The organism is Acinetobacter faecalis (assembly GCF_034187745.1).
Lineage (GTDB): Bacteria > Pseudomonadota > Gammaproteobacteria > Pseudomonadales > Moraxellaceae > Acinetobacter > Acinetobacter faecalis.
Genome location: NZ_JAXHPF010000003.1, coordinates 41060 through 58808, shown reverse-complemented (window position 1 = coordinate 58808; position 17749 = coordinate 41060). Strand labels below are relative to the sequence as shown.

19 protein-coding genes are annotated in these 17749 nt (G+C 35.1%); 8 read left to right on the top strand and 11 right to left on the bottom strand.

The genetic code is table 11. From position 1 onward, the window contains the following. The first annotated feature begins 107 nt into the window (after positions 1–107). Positions 108–1538 carry a sensor domain-containing diguanylate cyclase gene (locus tag SKM54_RS03900; RefSeq protein ID WP_321094203.1) on the top strand — a complete coding sequence of 477 codons (1431 nt, stop codon included), beginning with the start codon at positions 108–110 and terminating at the stop codon, positions 1536–1538. Between the two features lie 13 nt (positions 1539–1551). Here the strand turns inward: SKM54_RS03900 and SKM54_RS03895 are convergent, their stop codons facing one another. Then, positions 1552–2712: an MFS transporter gene (locus tag SKM54_RS03895; RefSeq protein WP_321094199.1), complete on the bottom strand. Its 1161-nt coding sequence runs from the start codon at positions 2710–2712 to the stop codon at positions 1552–1554. 284 nt (positions 2713–2996) lie between these two features. On the opposite strand from SKM54_RS03895, the gene SKM54_RS03890 reads away from it, so the two are divergent. Continuing rightward, positions 2997–3185 carry a hypothetical protein gene (locus tag SKM54_RS03890; protein WP_321094197.1) on the top strand — a complete coding sequence of 63 codons (189 nt, stop codon included), beginning with the start codon at positions 2997–2999 and terminating at the stop codon, positions 3183–3185. Between the two features lie 63 nt (positions 3186–3248). Here the strand turns inward: SKM54_RS03890 and SKM54_RS03885 are convergent, their stop codons facing one another. The 7 genes from SKM54_RS03885 to SKM54_RS03855 all read right to left on the bottom strand — a co-directional run bounded on the left by SKM54_RS03885 (position 3249) and on the right by SKM54_RS03855 (position 8061). Further along, positions 3249–3482 (bottom strand): hypothetical protein, encoded by a 234-nt coding sequence (locus tag SKM54_RS03885; RefSeq protein WP_321094194.1) that lies wholly within the window; start codon positions 3480–3482, stop codon positions 3249–3251. A 248-nt stretch (positions 3483–3730) separates the two neighbouring features. Next, on the bottom strand, positions 3731–4270 hold the full coding sequence (locus SKM54_RS03880) for an Ail/Lom family outer membrane beta-barrel protein (RefSeq protein ID WP_321094191.1): 540 nt from the start codon (positions 4268–4270) through the stop codon (positions 3731–3733). Between the two features lie 249 nt (positions 4271–4519). Beyond that, complete coding sequence (locus SKM54_RS03875) at positions 4520–5068, bottom strand: Ail/Lom family outer membrane beta-barrel protein (RefSeq protein ID WP_321094188.1); 549 nt, start codon at positions 5066–5068, stop codon at positions 4520–4522. A 107-nt stretch (positions 5069–5175) separates the two neighbouring features. After that, the gene (locus SKM54_RS03870; protein ID WP_321094185.1) at positions 5176–5607 is read right to left on the bottom strand and encodes a 2-amino-4-hydroxy-6-hydroxymethyldihydropteridine diphosphokinase; all 432 of its coding nucleotides are present in this window, start codon (positions 5605–5607) and stop codon (positions 5176–5178) included. Beyond that, the gene (folB, locus tag SKM54_RS03865) at positions 5564–5944 is read right to left on the bottom strand and encodes a dihydroneopterin aldolase (RefSeq protein ID WP_154773475.1); all 381 of its coding nucleotides are present in this window, start codon (positions 5942–5944) and stop codon (positions 5564–5566) included. Before folB ends, SKM54_RS03870 begins: the two co-directional genes overlap by 44 nt. 31 nt (positions 5945–5975) lie before the next feature. Beyond that, positions 5976–7274 carry an ABC1 kinase family protein gene (locus SKM54_RS03860; RefSeq protein ID WP_321094183.1) on the bottom strand — a complete coding sequence of 433 codons (1299 nt, stop codon included), beginning with the start codon at positions 7272–7274 and terminating at the stop codon, positions 5976–5978. 58 nt (positions 7275–7332) lie between these two features. Beyond that, the gene (locus SKM54_RS03855; protein WP_321094543.1) at positions 7333–8061 is read right to left on the bottom strand and encodes a HesA/MoeB/ThiF family protein; all 729 of its coding nucleotides are present in this window, start codon (positions 8059–8061) and stop codon (positions 7333–7335) included. Positions 8062–8523: 462 nt separating this feature from the next. Here SKM54_RS03855 and SKM54_RS03850 point away from each other — a divergent pair, with 462 nt between their 5' ends. Then, positions 8524–8874, top strand: a complete 351-nt coding sequence (locus tag SKM54_RS03850; protein ID WP_248103440.1) for a hypothetical protein — start codon at positions 8524–8526, stop codon at positions 8872–8874. A 63-nt stretch (positions 8875–8937) separates the two neighbouring features. On the opposite strand, the gene prmC is transcribed toward SKM54_RS03850, so the two are convergent. Continuing rightward, on the bottom strand, positions 8938–9756 hold the full coding sequence (prmC, locus tag SKM54_RS03845) for a peptide chain release factor N(5)-glutamine methyltransferase (protein WP_321094180.1): 819 nt from the start codon (positions 9754–9756) through the stop codon (positions 8938–8940). Continuing rightward, positions 9757–10845, bottom strand: a complete 1089-nt coding sequence (gene prfA, locus SKM54_RS03840; RefSeq protein ID WP_154773472.1) for a peptide chain release factor 1 — start codon at positions 10843–10845, stop codon at positions 9757–9759. 419 nt (positions 10846–11264) lie between these two features. Here prfA and SKM54_RS03835 point away from each other — a divergent pair, with 419 nt between their 5' ends. The 4 genes from SKM54_RS03835 (at position 11265) to SKM54_RS03820 (ending at position 14254) form a co-directional block, all read left to right on the top strand. Next, a complete protein-coding gene (locus SKM54_RS03835) occupies positions 11265–11693 on the top strand; it encodes a glycine zipper domain-containing protein (protein WP_154773471.1) in 429 nt (142 codons plus the stop codon). Between the two features lie 211 nt (positions 11694–11904). Next, positions 11905–12402 carry a hypothetical protein gene (locus SKM54_RS03830; protein WP_154773470.1) on the top strand — a complete coding sequence of 166 codons (498 nt, stop codon included), beginning with the start codon at positions 11905–11907 and terminating at the stop codon, positions 12400–12402. A gap of 131 nt (positions 12403–12533) precedes the next feature. Then, the gene (locus tag SKM54_RS03825) at positions 12534–13535 is read left to right on the top strand and encodes an LLM class flavin-dependent oxidoreductase (protein WP_321094177.1); all 1002 of its coding nucleotides are present in this window, start codon (positions 12534–12536) and stop codon (positions 13533–13535) included. 155 nt (positions 13536–13690) lie between these two features. Continuing rightward, positions 13691–14254 (top strand): NAD(P)/FAD-dependent oxidoreductase, encoded by a 564-nt coding sequence (locus tag SKM54_RS03820; protein WP_321091078.1) that lies wholly within the window; start codon positions 13691–13693, stop codon positions 14252–14254. A 112-nt stretch (positions 14255–14366) separates the two neighbouring features. Here the strand turns inward: SKM54_RS03820 and ppsR are convergent, their stop codons facing one another. Then, positions 14367–15203, bottom strand: a complete 837-nt coding sequence (gene ppsR, locus SKM54_RS03815; RefSeq protein WP_321087161.1) for a posphoenolpyruvate synthetase regulatory kinase/phosphorylase PpsR — start codon at positions 15201–15203, stop codon at positions 14367–14369. Between the two features lie 153 nt (positions 15204–15356). Between ppsR and ppsA the strand changes: the two genes are divergently transcribed. Further along, positions 15357–17738, top strand: a complete 2382-nt coding sequence (ppsA, locus tag SKM54_RS03810) for a phosphoenolpyruvate synthase (protein ID WP_154773466.1) — start codon at positions 15357–15359, stop codon at positions 17736–17738. Positions 17739–17749 lie beyond the last annotated feature (11 nt).

The following is a 17749-nucleotide window of genomic DNA, read 5'->3' as shown; positions in this document are numbered from 1 at the left end:
AATTATTTTGCATTTCAACACTTAACAATATAATCTTTGGGTAATACTTATAAAAGCATCATAATAAAAGAAACTATATAAGTTTCATAATTTGTTGAGGTGTAAATTTGCAAGCTAAATTAATTCAACTAAGTCGCCAGCAAATTCAAAGACATTCCTATATCTTTGTCATTTTTGCTGTGGCAATTTTTAGTGCGGCGCTTATTGGAATTTTTACACGACCTTTAGCTTACTCTGCATTTTTTTGGCCAGCAAATCCAGTTTTCTTAGGTTTACTTATTCGCTTCCCTAGAATGCGAACGGCAAGTGCATTATGGGGTGCATTCTCTGGATATATGATTGCAGATCTTCTTACTGGGAATGGTCTTGCTTTGGCATTCATATTAACAATGACTAACTTTGTTGCTGTGCTTAGTACAATCAGTATATTGGTTTATATTCAAAACCAATTTAAATATTTCAAAGATGGGCCTCAAATCATCTATCCTTATATTTTTGCGCTGATTTTAGGAACATTAATTGGATCTACATTTGCCGTTAATACAATTCCTTATGTACCAGGCACATTCATGTCAAAGACCCAATTACTAGTAGATTTTACGAATTGGTGGAGTGGTGAATTTTTAAATGCAGTTATTGTTTTGCCTTTAGTGCTTGCTTTTCCAAAGCTCATTGAAATTAAACATTTTTTTATAAATAAACGCTCAAGGTCATTTAATCCTTTTGATGCATTTCCGTTTATTGCTGTTATACTTTCAATGATATTAACGCATTCTTATTACGGACCAGGTGCTTTACTTTATCCACTTGCAACACTTGTTTGGGCTGCTTCTATTTACAGCCTCTTTAATATTGCTATTATTAATAGCTTCGTTTGCCTAACGTTATATCACAGCGTGTCATATTTATATTTATATGACACAACCAATTCATTTCTAAAAGAAATCACATCTATTCGTATTGGCTTAGCTATTCTGGGATTAGCCACAATTGTTCTGTGTATTATTAGTCAAAATCGCAAACTATTATTTAAAGAAATCTATTATTTAGCCAATCATGACACTCTTACAGATACTATGAATCGTCGTAGTTTTATTAGATTGAGCGAACAAAGACTAACAAGTAAAAAATACAAAGAAGCTTGTATTCTTATGTTAGATATCGATTTTTTCAAAAAATTGAACGATAACTACGGACATCACGCAGGTGATATTGTACTTAAAAAATTTGCCGATATTGTGAAAGAAAACTTAAGAAGCGAAGACCTTTTTTGCCGACATGGCGGTGAAGAGTTTGTTGTACTTTTATCTAATGTCGATAGAGCAGAAGCATTAATGATTGCTGAGCGTATTCGAGTACAACTATCTGAAACTTTTATTCATATTGAACAAGAGAACCCGATTAAAATTACTGTCAGCATGGGTGTTACGCATACTTATCTTCCATCACGTTTGGAATTACAACAACTTATTAATACTGCAGATCAAGCACTTTATCGAGCAAAAGATAGCGGTCGAAATTGCGTTGTTTTAGCTTAAAATGTGCTTATACTTATTCTAACTTCATAATATTATTTGGTAATTTTTTAATAAAAAATATACCTAAAAGTGTAGATAGTCCTGCAATTATAAATATTGCAGAACCGCCAATTTGCTCCCAATAATGACCTGCAAGCAAACTACCAAGCGCAACACCTAAGCCCCACATTGTACTGTAAATTGCTTGCCCTCGTCCCTGCTGACCCATTGTAAAATTTTGAAAAATAATTCTCATTGCAATCATGTGAAATAATCCAAAACTAAATGCATGAATAATTTGTGCTAAGAATTGCATACTAAAATTTGTGGGAAATATACCAACAATACACCAGCGTAATCCTGTAATTACTAAGCAAACACAAACCAATGTTCGCCATGAGTAACGTGTTAAAAATACATTTGCATATGCGAACATGATAATTTCAGCAATTACGCCAGCTGCCCATAAAAATCCAATAACAGAAGTTTGAAAACCGGCATTATTTAAATAGTTACTATAAAAACTATAAAATGGTGCATGTGAAAAAAGCATTATAAATTCAATAATGAAAAATGAATAAACAATAGGATTTTTTAATATTGGAATTAAAGGTTCTAATTTTTTTTGAGATACTGGTGCTTCACTCGGTTCCTTAATTGTAAATGACCAAATGAATGCTAAAAAAGCGATACATAATAATAAAATTGGCAACATAGAAATTGAAATAATTTCTAATAAAGCACCTATGCCAAATACACCAACAATAAAACCAACAGAGCCCCATTTACGCACTTTACCATACAGCTCAGTTCGTTTTTCTGCCAGCCAAAATAGAGTAACACCTTCAAATTGCGCCAAAATTGCATTTTGAAAAAAACTAAAAATAAGCATAAGTAATGCAATAGATTGAAAGCTATTTGGAATAATAAAAATCATAAACCAAACACAAGCTTCCATCCAAGTTGCAATACGAACCAACAACATTCTTTTACCCGATTTATCTGCAATCCATCCCCAAATAAATGGTGCAAAAAACCGTGTGATAATAGCAATTGATGATAACAAGCCTATTTCTTGAAAATTGAAACCCTGATCTTCTAAATAAAGGCCCCAAAAAGGCATAAATGTGCCAACAATTGCATAATAAAAAAAGTAAAATGCACCTAATTTATGCTGAATTGGAAGTGCTTTCACTAAAATATAATCCCAAAGTGTTTCTCATCAATATTCACATAAGGTATGAATATTTAAACTAATTTAAATATTATACAGACATCTAGATATCAGTAATACATGAGATATGAATAACCAATTAACGACATAAAATACAAAATATTTTAATTTACGTATTATGAAACAAGAACTTCATCATATTATTGATTTAAAAATACTGCCCTTCTTTTAAGCATATTCAGATGTATTTCTATTCATTTAGGCGTATAGTAATTAAATCCTTAAATATTTTATGGAATTATTTTATGCTTAAAAAATTCTTTGTATTATTTGCAAGCTGTTTAGCCTTAGTTCTTGTTGTTGGTACTATTCTCATAAAAGCATTGAGTGACCACAACCTTGTGGAATTTTGGATTTTACTGATGCTTCCAAGTTTTGGTGTACCAATTTTTACAGCTATCTTAATCAGCAAAACTGAACAAATTACTATCTAATTACTGAATATATTAAAAAGCTCGCAGATGCGAGCTTTTTAATTCAAATGAAAAGTATGAAACTTAAACTTGTGAAATAACTTTTACGATAATTGTTTGCATTTCTTCTTGCTCTTCAGCTAAATAAACTCGCTTTTGTTCTTTTGACTTTACTTTAAACTGATGATTTTGAAACGAAATAACAGCAGGAATTTGATCAAAATATTGTGAATCTGCATCAATTTCTTCCTGAAATAATGGCGTTCCTAATTGGTAATCTAAACTTTTTAATACAACATACTTTACTGTGGTTTTCATAAGATGTACCTACTTTCACTGAACACTTTATTTTTATTTGTACCACTGTTTAGAAAATGAATAAACCTTTAATTTCCAAAATAGTTCAATCCTTAGACAAATAAATCATTTACCGATTCAAATATCATTCCTATTCTTTTCATTTCATTTCAATCCAAATCTCAAAACAAATCATAAACCCAATAAATTCATAATCAATATATAAAAAAAGGCTCAATGTTTTGAGCCTTTTTTAAATCTTCTTGGACTTAGAAACGGTAACCAACGCTTACGTTGAAGCCGTTAAATCTAGTACTGTCTACATTAGTTCCTTCATAACCCACATTAATCGCGATATTCTGAATAGGATTTACAGTAAGACCAACGCCATAAGCAAAACCCGTTTCAGAGTTTTTTGTATTTGAATGATATGTACCATCAAAATCAAGCTCATCTACTTCTGCTTTAATATGGGAAAAACCAGCAAGTACATATGTACTCACATACTCATTAAAGCGATACGATGGACCAGCTAAAAGTGAAAAATATTTTCCATCAATTTTCTCACGCCCATCATCAGCTGCTAGTGTTTCATCCCCAGTAAGATAAGAAGATGAAACAACTGCGCCCCATGGAGATTGGGTTTCGTATTGGTACTGAACGTTAACACCCTTTAAATCTTTTAGCCCTTCACTTTCATTAATTTTTGACTGGCCATAACCCAATGAAACAGTATGTGTTGCGGCCATAGCAGAAGTTGAAGCAACAAAACCCAATAGTAAACCCAGACTAATATTTTTAACTAACATGTTATATCCTAAAATTATTGTAAAAAACTGCCCAATTAATTAGATATTATTAAAAAACAATTAAGCATTACATTAAAGTTAACATAAGTACTTTCATTTTAAAACTTGATTAATTGATAATAGTTATGAGTTTTACAAATAAATCTTATTTTTTTAAGGGTTTCTTGTTTTTATAAGCCATCAAATAATCCCTTATTTATCAATACAAAAAAGGCTCAGATTTCTGAGCCTTTTTAAATATTCTAAATCTTAAAAACGGTAGCCAACACCTACATTAAAGCCGTTAAATGCTTGCTTATCAGAATTTTTACTTGTTAGTTTAGAACCTTCGTAACCCACATTAATTGATAAATTTTGAATAGGATTAACAATAACACCTGCACCGTAAGCTAATTCTGTTGCTGAGTTACTCTCAGATTCAACAAAACCAACATCATCATATTCATCATCTTTTGAATCAATCTTAGCAACACCAACAAGCGCGTAAGCACTTACAACATTATTAAAACGATAAGCTGGACCTAATAAAAATGATGTGTACTCTACTTTTGTTTTATAAATTTCATCTGGAGCATCAACCATAGTCGCTTTACGCTCCATATAAGATACAGATGCTAATAAGCTAAATGGGGAATCCCATTCGTAGCGATACTGAGCATTAATACCCTTTAAATCTGTAAAGCCTTCAACTTCAGTTTGTGCATAACCTAATGAAAATGTATGGTTATCAGCAAATACCGATGAAGATGCAGCTACAGCAGCAACTAATAAACTTAATTTTAATGTGTTATTTAACATATCCGTTCTCATTATCTAAATTTTTTATTTAAATGTATCTAAATACAAACGGAATATACACTAAAATTAATTTAATGCGTAATAAGTCACATTTTTCATATGATATATCAATTTTGAATTTTTGGATATGAAGTATTAGGAGATTCAAACAAAGAATTATGCCAAATATCTGACATTGGAACTTTCACATCTAAAGCCAAAGGTAATTTTTTCGGATTAAATTGCATACCATCTAATTGCGTTCCCCATGCAATTAAATCGACATCTAATGAAATTTTATGAGATGGTCGTACACGATTCGACTCTTCTTCCATTTTTTTTAAAATAGATAGAATTTCATCTACAGCATATTTACTTTTAATTAAACATGCAGAATTCCAATAATCATCACCAACACCATCACGACATGGTATTAAATAAATATTAGAAAACTGAACATCACCTAGCGTTAGGATTCTGTTATAGGCTTTTTTAAAATTAAATTCAGGCTCGAAATTACTCGCTAATGCTAGCGCGAAAATCGTTTCGGTGTCGTTCAAGACGAATTCCTACAGAATTGGCTTGCGGGATAATTGCAGGCTTACGGATCGTGATGATGATTGATTCAATTGCTGAAAATTGTGTAAATAATGCATTTATCACCAATTTTGCAGCATGTTCAATCAATTTTGGTTGAGCTTCTTGAATCACTTTTGCTGAAATTTCACAAATTTCAGCATAGTTCATAGTATCTTCAAGTTCATCTGAATTTGAAGCCTGTTCAAGATTTGTTTGCAAAGTCAAATCAAGCATGAGTGGTTGAATAATTTGACGTTCCCAATTGAAACATCCAACTACGGTATCCACTTTTAAGCCTTCAATGATGATTGCATCCATAACTCAACCTTATAACTAAATTAAATCTTTATTAATGTTTTAATAAAAGATTTGGGTCTATAGTTTGCACCATCTGTAAACGTTGGTCTGCATAAATATCTGTATATGGCGCTAGAATGCGCATAAAGCGATCAAAATACAGCATTTGTTTAAAGAGCAAAGCAAAATCTCGTGGGAAGCGAATTCCATGACGTTCACCAACAGCAACCATATCCATCATAATGTCATTTAAATCGGCAGGATTTGACGACAAAATTTCTTGTGGATCTGCAAGTAATACACCACTAAATAGACGCTCTAAATCATCCGCTAAAACTTTGGTGTCAATTTCTCGATCCGTCATCCCCATTTTCAGCATATTTTCAGCCATTAATGGAAAATCAGTTTTTTGCAACGCATCCATAAATGCAATACATGCTGTCCAAACTTCAGGTTTTAGCTGTCCAACAATCCCAAAATCGATAAAGCCAACACGACCATCTTCAAGTAGCATCAGGTTTCCTGCGTGTAAATCAGCATGAAAACTATTACACATCATCAAGCTACCAAACCATGTATTCATGGCTGTAATTAAAACTTGAGATGGATCTTTTGATACTTTTTTTACAACGTTAAAGTCTGTTAATGGCACACCAAATAAACGTTGCATGGTCAACACACGGCGTGTTGAGTATTGGTGATAGACCTTTGGTGCTGTTGCGGCTTTATTTTGCGTAAGTTCTAAATATTGAACAAAATCATCAATATTTTTCGCTTCTTCAATAAAGTCGACTTCACGAACCATACGGTTTTTAATTTCTTCAACAATATCTGCTAGTGAAGCAAACTTCACTTTTGGAACAACTTTTTCTAAAATTTTTGCAGACCAATGTAATACATTTAAATCTGTATAAAGAATAGTTTCTACACCAGGTTTTTGAACTTTAATGACAACATCTTCACCGCTCACTAATTTAGCAGCATGAACTTGTGCAATTGAAGCAGATGCAAGTGGCGTTTCATCGATAGAGGCAAAAATATCACCTAAATCGCGCCCTGCAAATTCAGATGCTAAAACACCTTCAATGTAGCTAAATGGCAGTTTTGGTGTTTGATCTAAGCAACCTTGAAATTCGTCTACATATTCACGCGGAAAGAGTGATGGCGTACTGGCAATAAACTGCCCTAACTTAATATAAGTTGAACCTAAAGATTCAAAAGTTTCACGCATTAATTTTGCGTTACTTGGTTTTTCAGTTGCGTATTTAATACCTGCTTTAGCAGCAACAACCGCAGTTTCACCCATCCGAGCAACTGACTTAAGTCCATCTAACAAAATTTTCTTTTTCATAATGTCTTAGGAAAAAATAATTGCACCGAGTGTAGCAAAATTTTGAACTTATGCAGGATTAAATTACCTGACATGTCGAACAATTTTCATCAATTTGAAAATTAACGATACGTTGTTTCATGCTTAAACCATCCCAAAGTAATAACTTCTCTTTTAATGGTGATAAACCTAAACCTAAATAAAGTAATGCATGATGAGCCTGCAAACTTGCCATAACGTTGGGTGTTGTCGCTAAAACCCCTGAATCAGCACATCTTAAACTTTCATTCGCATGATCTTCTTTTGGGAATAAACATTCGTAGCAAGCTGATTCGCCCTCTACCATAAATAGTTGACCTTGAAATCCAATTGCTGAAGCACTAATTAAAGGTACTGAAAACTGATGACAAACAGCATTTACTAAATAACGTGTACTAAAATTATCACAACCATCTAGCACAAGGTCTTGCTGAGAAATTAACAATTCACTGTTTAATTCAACTAACTTTTCTAGTTTTGCACGAACTTCAATAAATGGATTAATTGCTTGTAAACGCTTTGCAAGAATTTCTGCCTTATAAAAACCAACATCTTGTTCTGTATATGCAATTTGGCGCTGTAAGTTACTTACTTCAATTGTATCTGAATCTATTAAGGTAATTTTACCCACACCTGCACGCGCAAGCAATTCTGCTGTTGTGCACCCAATACCACCACAGCCTACAATCAAAACATTGGCAAGTTTTAACTTTTCTTGAGCTTCAATATCCCAACCATCAAGTAAAATTTGACGTGAATATAAGTGCATTTCTGCATCTGAAAGCTCTAAATTTGAATCGAATATTTCTGTCAAAACAATTACTCAGCCAAGTTTATGGAAGATAATACAAATAATGCATCTAAAGTCTGCTCTATTTTTACAAATATTTCATTAAATTCAATTTAATCTTTAAAATTTATATCTTAAAGATTCTGGCTCTAAAACTGATTCTCAGCATCTAATTAAACTTGCATTAATAATGCATGATGATTTTACAGCTTGAATGCCAACTAAAAATAAATTTTGTAATGACAATAGCAACACCTATCACTCCATTGTAATTACATATCTAAAAAATAGATAACTAAATAGACTTACTTTCATATTTTAATGAACTGAACGTTCATCGCTTCCATATTGTATAAACAGCCTTAATAGATTAATTTTCACTCAATTTAAAGCATTTGCTTAATCCGATTTTCTAAATCAACCTGCCCTAGAGGTACTCCCATGTCTAAGATGATTGATCTATTTGAACAAAATCTGGTTCAAAACTTTTCGCAATTTTTCTTTTCAAAAGCCGACTCTATCGAAAATGAGTTACATCAGAATATTCAAAATACGTCTGAAAATGATCTTAAATCGATAATTGCGAATTTCTTTGCACAGCCTCAAGCACAAGAAACTGCAATTGCTTTAGATTTACAACAAAACGAAATTCAAGCTTTGCTTGCAGGTGAAGCATTAACTCAAACTCATTTAGAAAGTACTGCTAAAATTGTGGCATATTATTTAGCTATGGAAACAGATGCTTTTTCTAAAGTAGAAGTATTTGATAGCTTAAAAGATTATCCAATGTAATTTATTTAGCACATAAAAAAGCGACTTTTCAAAGTCGCTTTTTTATTTCATATTTATTATAAATTAATGTGGCCAGCAGCCTAATGTAACTCGATCATTTCCGCCATAATCTTTCACTGTTCGCACTTGTTTATAACCTGCTTGTCTAAACAAATGTTGAACTGCATCTGCTTGGTCATAACCATGTTCAAGAACAACCCAACCATTTACAGTTAAATGTTTTTTCGCTTGAACAATAATTTCTTCAATATCTGCTAAACCATTTTTAGCCGAAACTAAAGCACGTTCTGGTTCTGTAGCTAAATCCTTCATATGTGCATCATTGGCATCAATATAAGGAGGATTTGATGCAATCACATCAAAAAATTGACGTCCAAATGGTTTTAACCACGAACCCAATACAAACTCAACATTTTCAATGTCGTGTTCTTCTGCATTAAATTTCGCAACTTCTAACGTTGGCTCATAAATATCTGAAGCCACAAGTTTCCATTCAGAACGTTCAGAAGCAAGCGATAATGCAATTGCGCCTGTTCCTGTACCTAAATCTGCAACTCGAGCATCTTCAGGTAAATCCAGTTTTAAAACAGTTTCAACTAAAACTTCCGTATCTGGACGTGGTACTAAAGTATCTTTCGTTACTTTTAAGTCTAAAGTCCAAAATGGCTGAGACCCCGTTACATAAGCTAAAGGCTCGCCTGCTGCAATTCGCTCAAGCGCAGATGTATATGCTTTTTCTTGCTCAGCTGTTAGCTCTTGTGCCTTTTTCATGACCAAGTCAAATGAATCAATTTTTGTGATGTGTTCAAGCAACCAAGCATTTTCTTGGCGCTCGTAACTTTCTGGTTCACCACGTAAGGCTAAAGCCTGTCCAATATTCACTTAACCACCATTCTGTTGAGCTAGCATTGCAAGCTGATCTGCTTGATATTCACGATGTAAACTATCTAAAAGTTCTGTTAAATCACCTTCCATTACAGCATCTAACTTATATAAAGTTAAATTAATACGATGATCTGTCATACGACCTTGGGAATAGTTATAAGTACGAATACGCTCTGAACGATCACCTGAACCTACTAAATCACGGCGCATTTCAGAAGTTGCAGCATCAGCAACAGCACGTTTGGCATTCTCTAAACGTGATACTAACAAAGCCATCGCTTTGGCTTTATTTTTATGCTGAGAACGTTGATCCTGACATTCCACCACTGTACCTGTTGGTAAATGGGTAATACGAACAGCAGAGTCTGTTTTGTTAATATGCTGACCACCAGCACCCGAAGCACGGTAAGTATCAATACGCAATTCAGATGGGTTAATTTCAACAGTAGTATCAACATCAATTTCAGGCAAAATAGCAACTGTACATGCAGATGTATGAACACGACCTTGCGATTCTGTCGCAGGAACACGTTGCACACGATGCGCGCCACTTTCAAACTTTAAACGACCATAAACACCTTCACCATTAATCAGGCAAATGATTTCTTTATAACCGCCATGTTCGCCATGGTTCTCAGATAAAACTTCTAAACTCCAACCTTGAGATTCCGCATATTTACTATACATGCGGTATAAATCGCCTGAGAAAATAGCGGCTTCATCACCACCTGTTCCAGCACGAACCTCCAAATACGCAGAGTTTGCATCATTTGGATCTTTTGGAATCATTAAGATATTTAAATCTTCTTCAAGCTGACTAATAATCGCTTTATTTTCTTGAATCTCTTCTTGCGCCATTTCCTTAAAATCAGGATCGGCTAGCATTTCACTTGCGGTAACAATATCTTTTTCCGCTTGCGTATATTTTTTCCAAACATTCGTTATTTCTGTTAAGTCATTATGCTCGCGTGACAAATTTCGGAAACGTTTATTATCCGAAATAACTTCAACATCAACCAGTAACGCCTCTAACTCTTCATGACGGTCACAAAGCTGATCTAATCGTAAACGTAACGATTCTTTCATTTTTTTAAATATCTCAATACAAAAGCCACAACTTGTTTTTATAACAAGATCGGCATAATAAAAATTGCGCTTAGTTTAACGATTCTTTGATGTAAATGACATATTTAACTTGTATATAAGCAAAGTATGTATCTATACATAATGAAATGCTTATTCTGAAAAAATCTTTACTTTAATAAAATAATTGTAGAATTTTTTACGCTTTAAACTTCATTATTAATCACCTTTTTCCAACTTGCTTACTTCTTAATCGCATTTCTTCATATTTACTTCACCTTTCACGTGCTAATTAACAAAGCGCAACAATGTAGAAACTAAACTGCTTAAAAGCACTCGCATCTCTTCATATTGTGAAGTAATCCCTTTGCTAAATTACTCATCAAGATAAATATTCAAATCCATAAGGATACGGAGATACCATGAAACTTAATGCAATTTTATTAAGCGCAACTTTTGCAGCTTCTTCAATGTTTGCAATGACAGCACAAGCAGATAGTACAACTCGTGTTGCAGCTGCAAGTGCATTAGGTAGTGTCGCAGGTACGGCAATTGGTAAAAATATGGGTGGTAACACAGGCGCAACGCTTGGCGCAGCTTTAGGCGGTGCTGGTGGTGCTGCAGTAGCAAGTGATCGACGTAACCGTACAGAATCTGCAATTGGTGGTGCTTTAGGTGGCGGTGCTGGTTATACCGTTGGTAAAAGCATGGGCGGTACAAATGGCGGCTATGTTGGTTCTGCTCTAGGTGCAGCGGGTGGCGCAGCTTTAGGTAATAAAATTTCTAAAGACAAACAATACTCAAGTTCAAAAAACAGCAAATGGAAAAAACATAACCGTAAGCGTCGTTAATTTTACCTTTTGATTTAGACAGTTCTCCATTAGCACCCTCGGGTGCTTTTTTTTATTTCTGAAATTAAAGTAATTTAAGACAAATTAAGGAGAAATATAAAGTATTTTTTAACAATTAAACACTGTGTTTGCAGTTCTCTCCATCATTTTCCCGTAGTCATTTATTACATTATTCTTAATCGATAAATAATGCTTCGTATGGAGTAAACTCATGAAAATTCAGTCAATCTTAATCGCAAGTGTAATTGCAACGTCAGCAATAACAATGTCAAACGCACAAGCAGACAATAACACTCGTGTTGCAATAAGTTCTGGTTTAGGCGGTCTTGTTGGTGCAGCAATTGGCAACCACATGGGTGGACAAACTGGTGCAATGATTGGCTCCGCGATTGGTGGTGGCGCAGGTGCTGCTGCATCTTCTAGTAAACGCGACCGCAATGGTGCAATTATTGGTGGTGCTTTAGGTGGTGCAGGTGGTTATACTGTTGGTAAAAGTATGGGTGGTACAAATGGTGGTTATATTGGTGCAGCAGCAGGTTCTGCAGGTGGATCAGTTTTAGGTAAAAAAGTAAGTGAAGATCGTCGCTATGATGACCGCTATGATCGTCGTGACAATAATTACAAATACAACGATTACCGCTATAACGACCGTAAATATCGTAAAGACAATGGTCGCCATAACGGTTGGTATAAAAACGGAAATCGCTAATTCATTTATAAAGCATCTTCGGATGCTTTTTTTATTTAGTTACAGCTAAAAACAATATATCGTTTTTTTTCGATATACAAACCTCTTTTCACACCGTATGATGAAGTCAGTTTCTCTTTTTGGAATACATCATGCGTTCATTGCAAGATATTAAATTTTCTATTCTTGAACTTGTTCCCGTTCGTGATGATAAGTCAGTTCAATTCTCTTTACATCATGCATTAGAACTTGCACAACATGCTGAAAAGCTTGGTTATGAAAGACTTTGGCTTGCGGAACACCACAATATGGATGGCATTGCAAGTTCAGCAACTGCCGTTTTGCTCGGATATCTTCTTGCGAACACTTCAACTTTAAAAGTCGGTTCTGGCGGCATTATGCTACCTAATCATGCTCCCCTTGTTGTTGCAGAACAATTTGGTACTTTGCAAACTTTATATCCAAATCGAATAGAACTTGGTTTGGGTCGTGCACCTGGTACAGATCAAGTGACTATGCGCGCATTAAGACGTGGTCGCCAAGAAACCGAAGATCAATTCCCACAAGATGTTTTAGAAATTCTTAGCTATTTCAAACCAGCACAACCAAATCAACGTATTGTTGCTACACCAGGTCAAAACACAAATGTACCTGTTTGGCTTTTAGGTTCAAGTTTGTTTAGCGCACAACTTGCTGCACGTTTAGGACTTCCCTATTCATTTGCATCTCACTTTGCCCCACGCATGCTAGGTCAAGCGATACAGCTATATAGAGATAATTTCCAACCTTCTGAATATTTAGATAAACCCTATGTTTCTATGGGCATTCCAACTGTTGTTGCTCGAACAGATGAAGAAGCAAACTATTTAGCAACCAGTGCATATCAACGTGTATTAGGCTTATTACGTGGTCAAAGTTTAAAACTTAAAGCACCTGTTGAGAGTATGAATGGCTTATGGTCTGTTTCTGAAAAAATGTCCGTCGATAATTTTTATGCAATGGCACAAATTGGTAGCATAGAAACAGTAAAAGCAGGCTTAGAAAAAATCTTGGCGCAATATAATGTTGATGAATTTATCTTTACTTGTGATATTTATGACACAGACAAAAGATTAGAAAATTTCGAGCATCTTATCCATCTAAAAAATCAATAGAACGTCATTTCTCTATAAGGCTTATGAAAAAACATAAGCCTTTGTTTTTTCATGCTTATATCCTATTAAAAAAAGAATTTCCGAATGCGTCAAATCATTGTATAAATATTAACCAAAACCAAAATTCAAAAAATAATGATTCTAGGGGAATTGGCATGGCATACAAAAGTCAGCGAGAAATATTGTCGTCTTTTCAAAACCAACAGGAAGATTTTTTAGACTTTCAAGCTCCAATAATTTCATCTAAAGATATTGTAAATTACTGTTTTGACCAACTGAATGTTGCAATTATTGGCACCGATCAACATACAGTTTCACATTTAGAAAATATTTCACTCTCTGCAAATCATGTAAAAGTTTTTCAAATTACACCTCGTTATATTTTACCTAAAACAGATAAAGGCATTAATCGCTTAATTAGTCACCCTCTTCTAATTAAAAATCGTCGCTTATTTAACAATAGAATTAAAACATTATTGTCATTACGCTTTTTAGAATCTCAAATAACAGCACCTTGGTTAAGAAATTTACTTACACCTAATAGCGCCAATTTGCCTAAAGTATTTCTAAAATCGGATAGTTATTATGCTGCTTTACAACGTGAAAATTGTGTTTTAAGCGCATGGCCTATTCAAAAAATTTCATCATCAAACATACAAAGCATTGATGGTATAAGCTTTTCAGCCGATTTAATCATCACTACTTTTAATGAAAATTAAAATTTTCTGAGCAAAACTCAATTTTTATTATATTTTTTTGTGATTATTTACTCATTATTTCTAATAAAAAAGAGCCAATACTTGGCTCTTTTTTTTAAATACAACAACTGTTTTAACTAATGCGACGTTTTAATCCAGTCATCTGAAGCACACGTGTAGAAATTTCTTCAATAGACATTTCAGATACATTTAAATATTTAATACCTTCTGAAATATAAATGCCTTCAATTGCACGAAGTTCCATTTGGCACTGGCTGAAACTTGCATAACGACTATTCGCCTTACGCTCTGAACGTATTGCTACCAAACGCTCTGCATCAATCATTAAACCAAAAAGCTTATGTTTATGCTCTTTTAAAACGGCTGGTAAACGGTTGTCATCGAGGTCTTCTTCCGTTAAAGGATAGTTCGCTACACGTATACCAAATTGTAATGACAAGTAAATTGATGTTGGTGTTTTACCCGAACGAGACACCCCAATTAAAATCAAATCTGCCTTATCGTAATGACGTGTTCTAGCGCCATCATCGTTATCTAAAGCAAAATGAACAGCATCAATACGAGATTTATAAGACTCTGAATCTGTTACAGCATGTGTTTGCCCGACTAAAGTTGTAGGTTCTGTGCCTAACTCATCAGACAATTTACTAATAAGACCTTCAAAAACATCAAGATTTATAGCATCTGCAGTATTAATAATGTCTCGAACATACGGGTCTACTAATGTATCGAACACCAAAGGCTTTTGACCATCTCTTTTTGCACATTCATTAATTTCAGCAACGACATTTGTTGCCGATTCTTCTGAACTAATATAAGGAATAATATGTATGTCAAAATTAACATGCGGAAACTGCGCTAATAGTGAGTGTCCAAGTGTTTCAGCGGTAATTGCTGTACCATCTGAAACAAAGAAAACACTACGCTTAATTTGTTTTTCTTCCGACATTAAAATTCTCCCGAAACATTTGTCTTAGTGCTATTAAATCTTTATAGTAAGCCATCTTACATGACTGTAGCTTAGTTCAACCAAATTACTAAGTATTTTGTTATAATCTCATGCCAAGATAGTGATTAATACTGCAAAAGTGGAGTAACAACTTTGGAAGCGCGCGTAATTGGTCTAGAAAAATTAGGGAAACATGACGTTGAGCTAGTTGGTGGGAAAAACTCATCATTAGGCGAAATGATCAGCCACCTATCTAACGCTGGTGTATCTGTCCCTGGTGGTTTTGCAACTACAGCTTCGGCGTATCGTGAATTTCTCGAGCAAAGTGGCCTAAACGCTAAAATTAATGCAGAGCTTGCAGCACTCAATGTTGAGGATGTAATTGCTCTTGCAGAAACAGGCGCAAAAATTCGTCAATGGATTGTCGACACTCCTCTGACAGCTGAACTTGAAAAAGAAGTTCGTACTGCCTTTGAAGCGCTTTCAAATGGTAATCCTGACATTGCAGTTGCGGTACGCTCTTCTGCAACAGCGGAAGATTTACCAGATGCATCGTTTGCAGGTCAGCAAGAAACATTCCTAAACATTCGCGGTATCGACAACGTACTTATCGCAATTAAAGAAGTTTTCGCATCGTTATATAACGATCGCGCTATTTCTTACCGTGTACACCAAAACTTTGCACACGATGTTGTTGCATTGTCTGCGGGTATTCAGCGTATGGTTCGCTCTGAAACTGGTGCTGCTGGTGTAATGTTTACACTAGATACTGAATCTGGTTTCCGTGATGCTGTATTTATTACAGCTTCTTACGGTTTGGGTGAAATGGTTGTTCAAGGTGCAGTTAACCCTGACGAATTCTATATTTCTAAACCGCTTTTAAATGCAGGTAAACACGCAATTCTTCGTCGTAATTTGGGTTCTAAACACCAAAAGATGATTTATAGCGATGATGCTTCTGCAGGCAAATCAGTTTCTATCGTTGATGTTGAAAAAGCAGATCGTCAACAATTTGCGTTAAATGACCACGAACTACAAGAACTTGCTAAGCAAGCTCTTATTATCGAAAACCATTACGGTGCTCCAATGGACATCGAATGGGCTAAAGATGGCGATGACGGTGAAATCTACATCGTTCAAGCACGTCCTGAAACTGTAAAAAGCCGTGAAAATGTCGGCACAATGGAACGCTACCTATTAAAACAAAAAGGTACTGTTCTTTGTGAGGGTCGTTCAATTGGTCAACGTATCGGTTCTGGTAAAGTTCGTATTGTTACTGACATCAAAGAAATGGATAAAGTACAAGACGGTGACGTTCTTGTATCTGACATGACAGATCCAGATTGGGAACCAGTAATGAAACGCGCTGCTGCGATTATCACAAACCGTGGTGGTCGTACTTGTCACGCTGCAATTATTGCACGTGAACTTGGCGTTCCTGCAATTGTTGGTTGTGGCAATGCAACTGAAATTTTGACAGATGGTCAAGAAGTTACAGTTTCATGTGCTGAAGGTGATACAGGCTTTATTTACGAAGGTGCTTTAGACTTCGAAATTCAACGCAACTCTGTTGAATCTATGCCGCCCCTTCCGTTCAAAGTAATGATGAACGTTGGCAACCCAGATCGCGCATTCTCTTTTGCTCAAATTCCAAACGCCGGTATTGGTCTTGCTCGTTTAGAGTTCATCATCAACCGTATGATTGGTGTGCATCCTAAAGCATTGCTTAACATTGAAAGCTTACCTCGCGAAACTCGTGCTGCTGTAATGGCGCGTACTGCGGGCTACTCTTCTCCTATCGATTTCTATGTAGAGAAATTAGTAGAAGGTATTTCAACGCTTGCTGCTGCATTTGCTGATAAACCAGTAATTGTTCGTATGTCTGACTTTAAGTCAAACGAATACGCAAACTTAATTGGCGGTAAGTTATACGAACCTGAAGAAGAAAACCCAATGCTTGGTTTCCGTGGTGCTAGCCGCTACGTTTCAGATAACTTCCGTGACTGCTTCGAACTTGAATGCCGTGCATTGAAAAAAGCACGTGATGAAATGGGTCTTACAAATATCCAAATCATGATTCCTTTCGTACGCACAGTTGCTGAAGCTAAACGCGTAATTGAGTTATTAGCACTTAATGGCTTAAAACGTGGCGAAAATGGTCTTAAAGTGATCATGATGTGTGAGCTTCCAACGAACGCATTATTGGCTGAACAATTCCTTGAACACTTCGATGGTTTCTCTATCGGTTCAAACGACTTAACTCAATTAACTCTTGGTTTAGACCGTGACTCTGGTATTGTTTCTCACCTATTCGATGAGCGTGATGCCGCTGTGAAAGTACTTCTTTCTATGGCTATTCAAGCATGTCGTAAAGCAGGCAAATACGTAGGTATTTGTGGTCAAGGTCCATCAGACCATCCTGATCTAGCAAAATGGTTAATGGAACAAGGTATTGACTCTGTTTCTTTAAACCCAGACTCAGTGCTTGAAACTTGGTTCTTCTTATCTGAGAAAGAAAAAGCTCAACAAGCATAAGAATCTGTGTT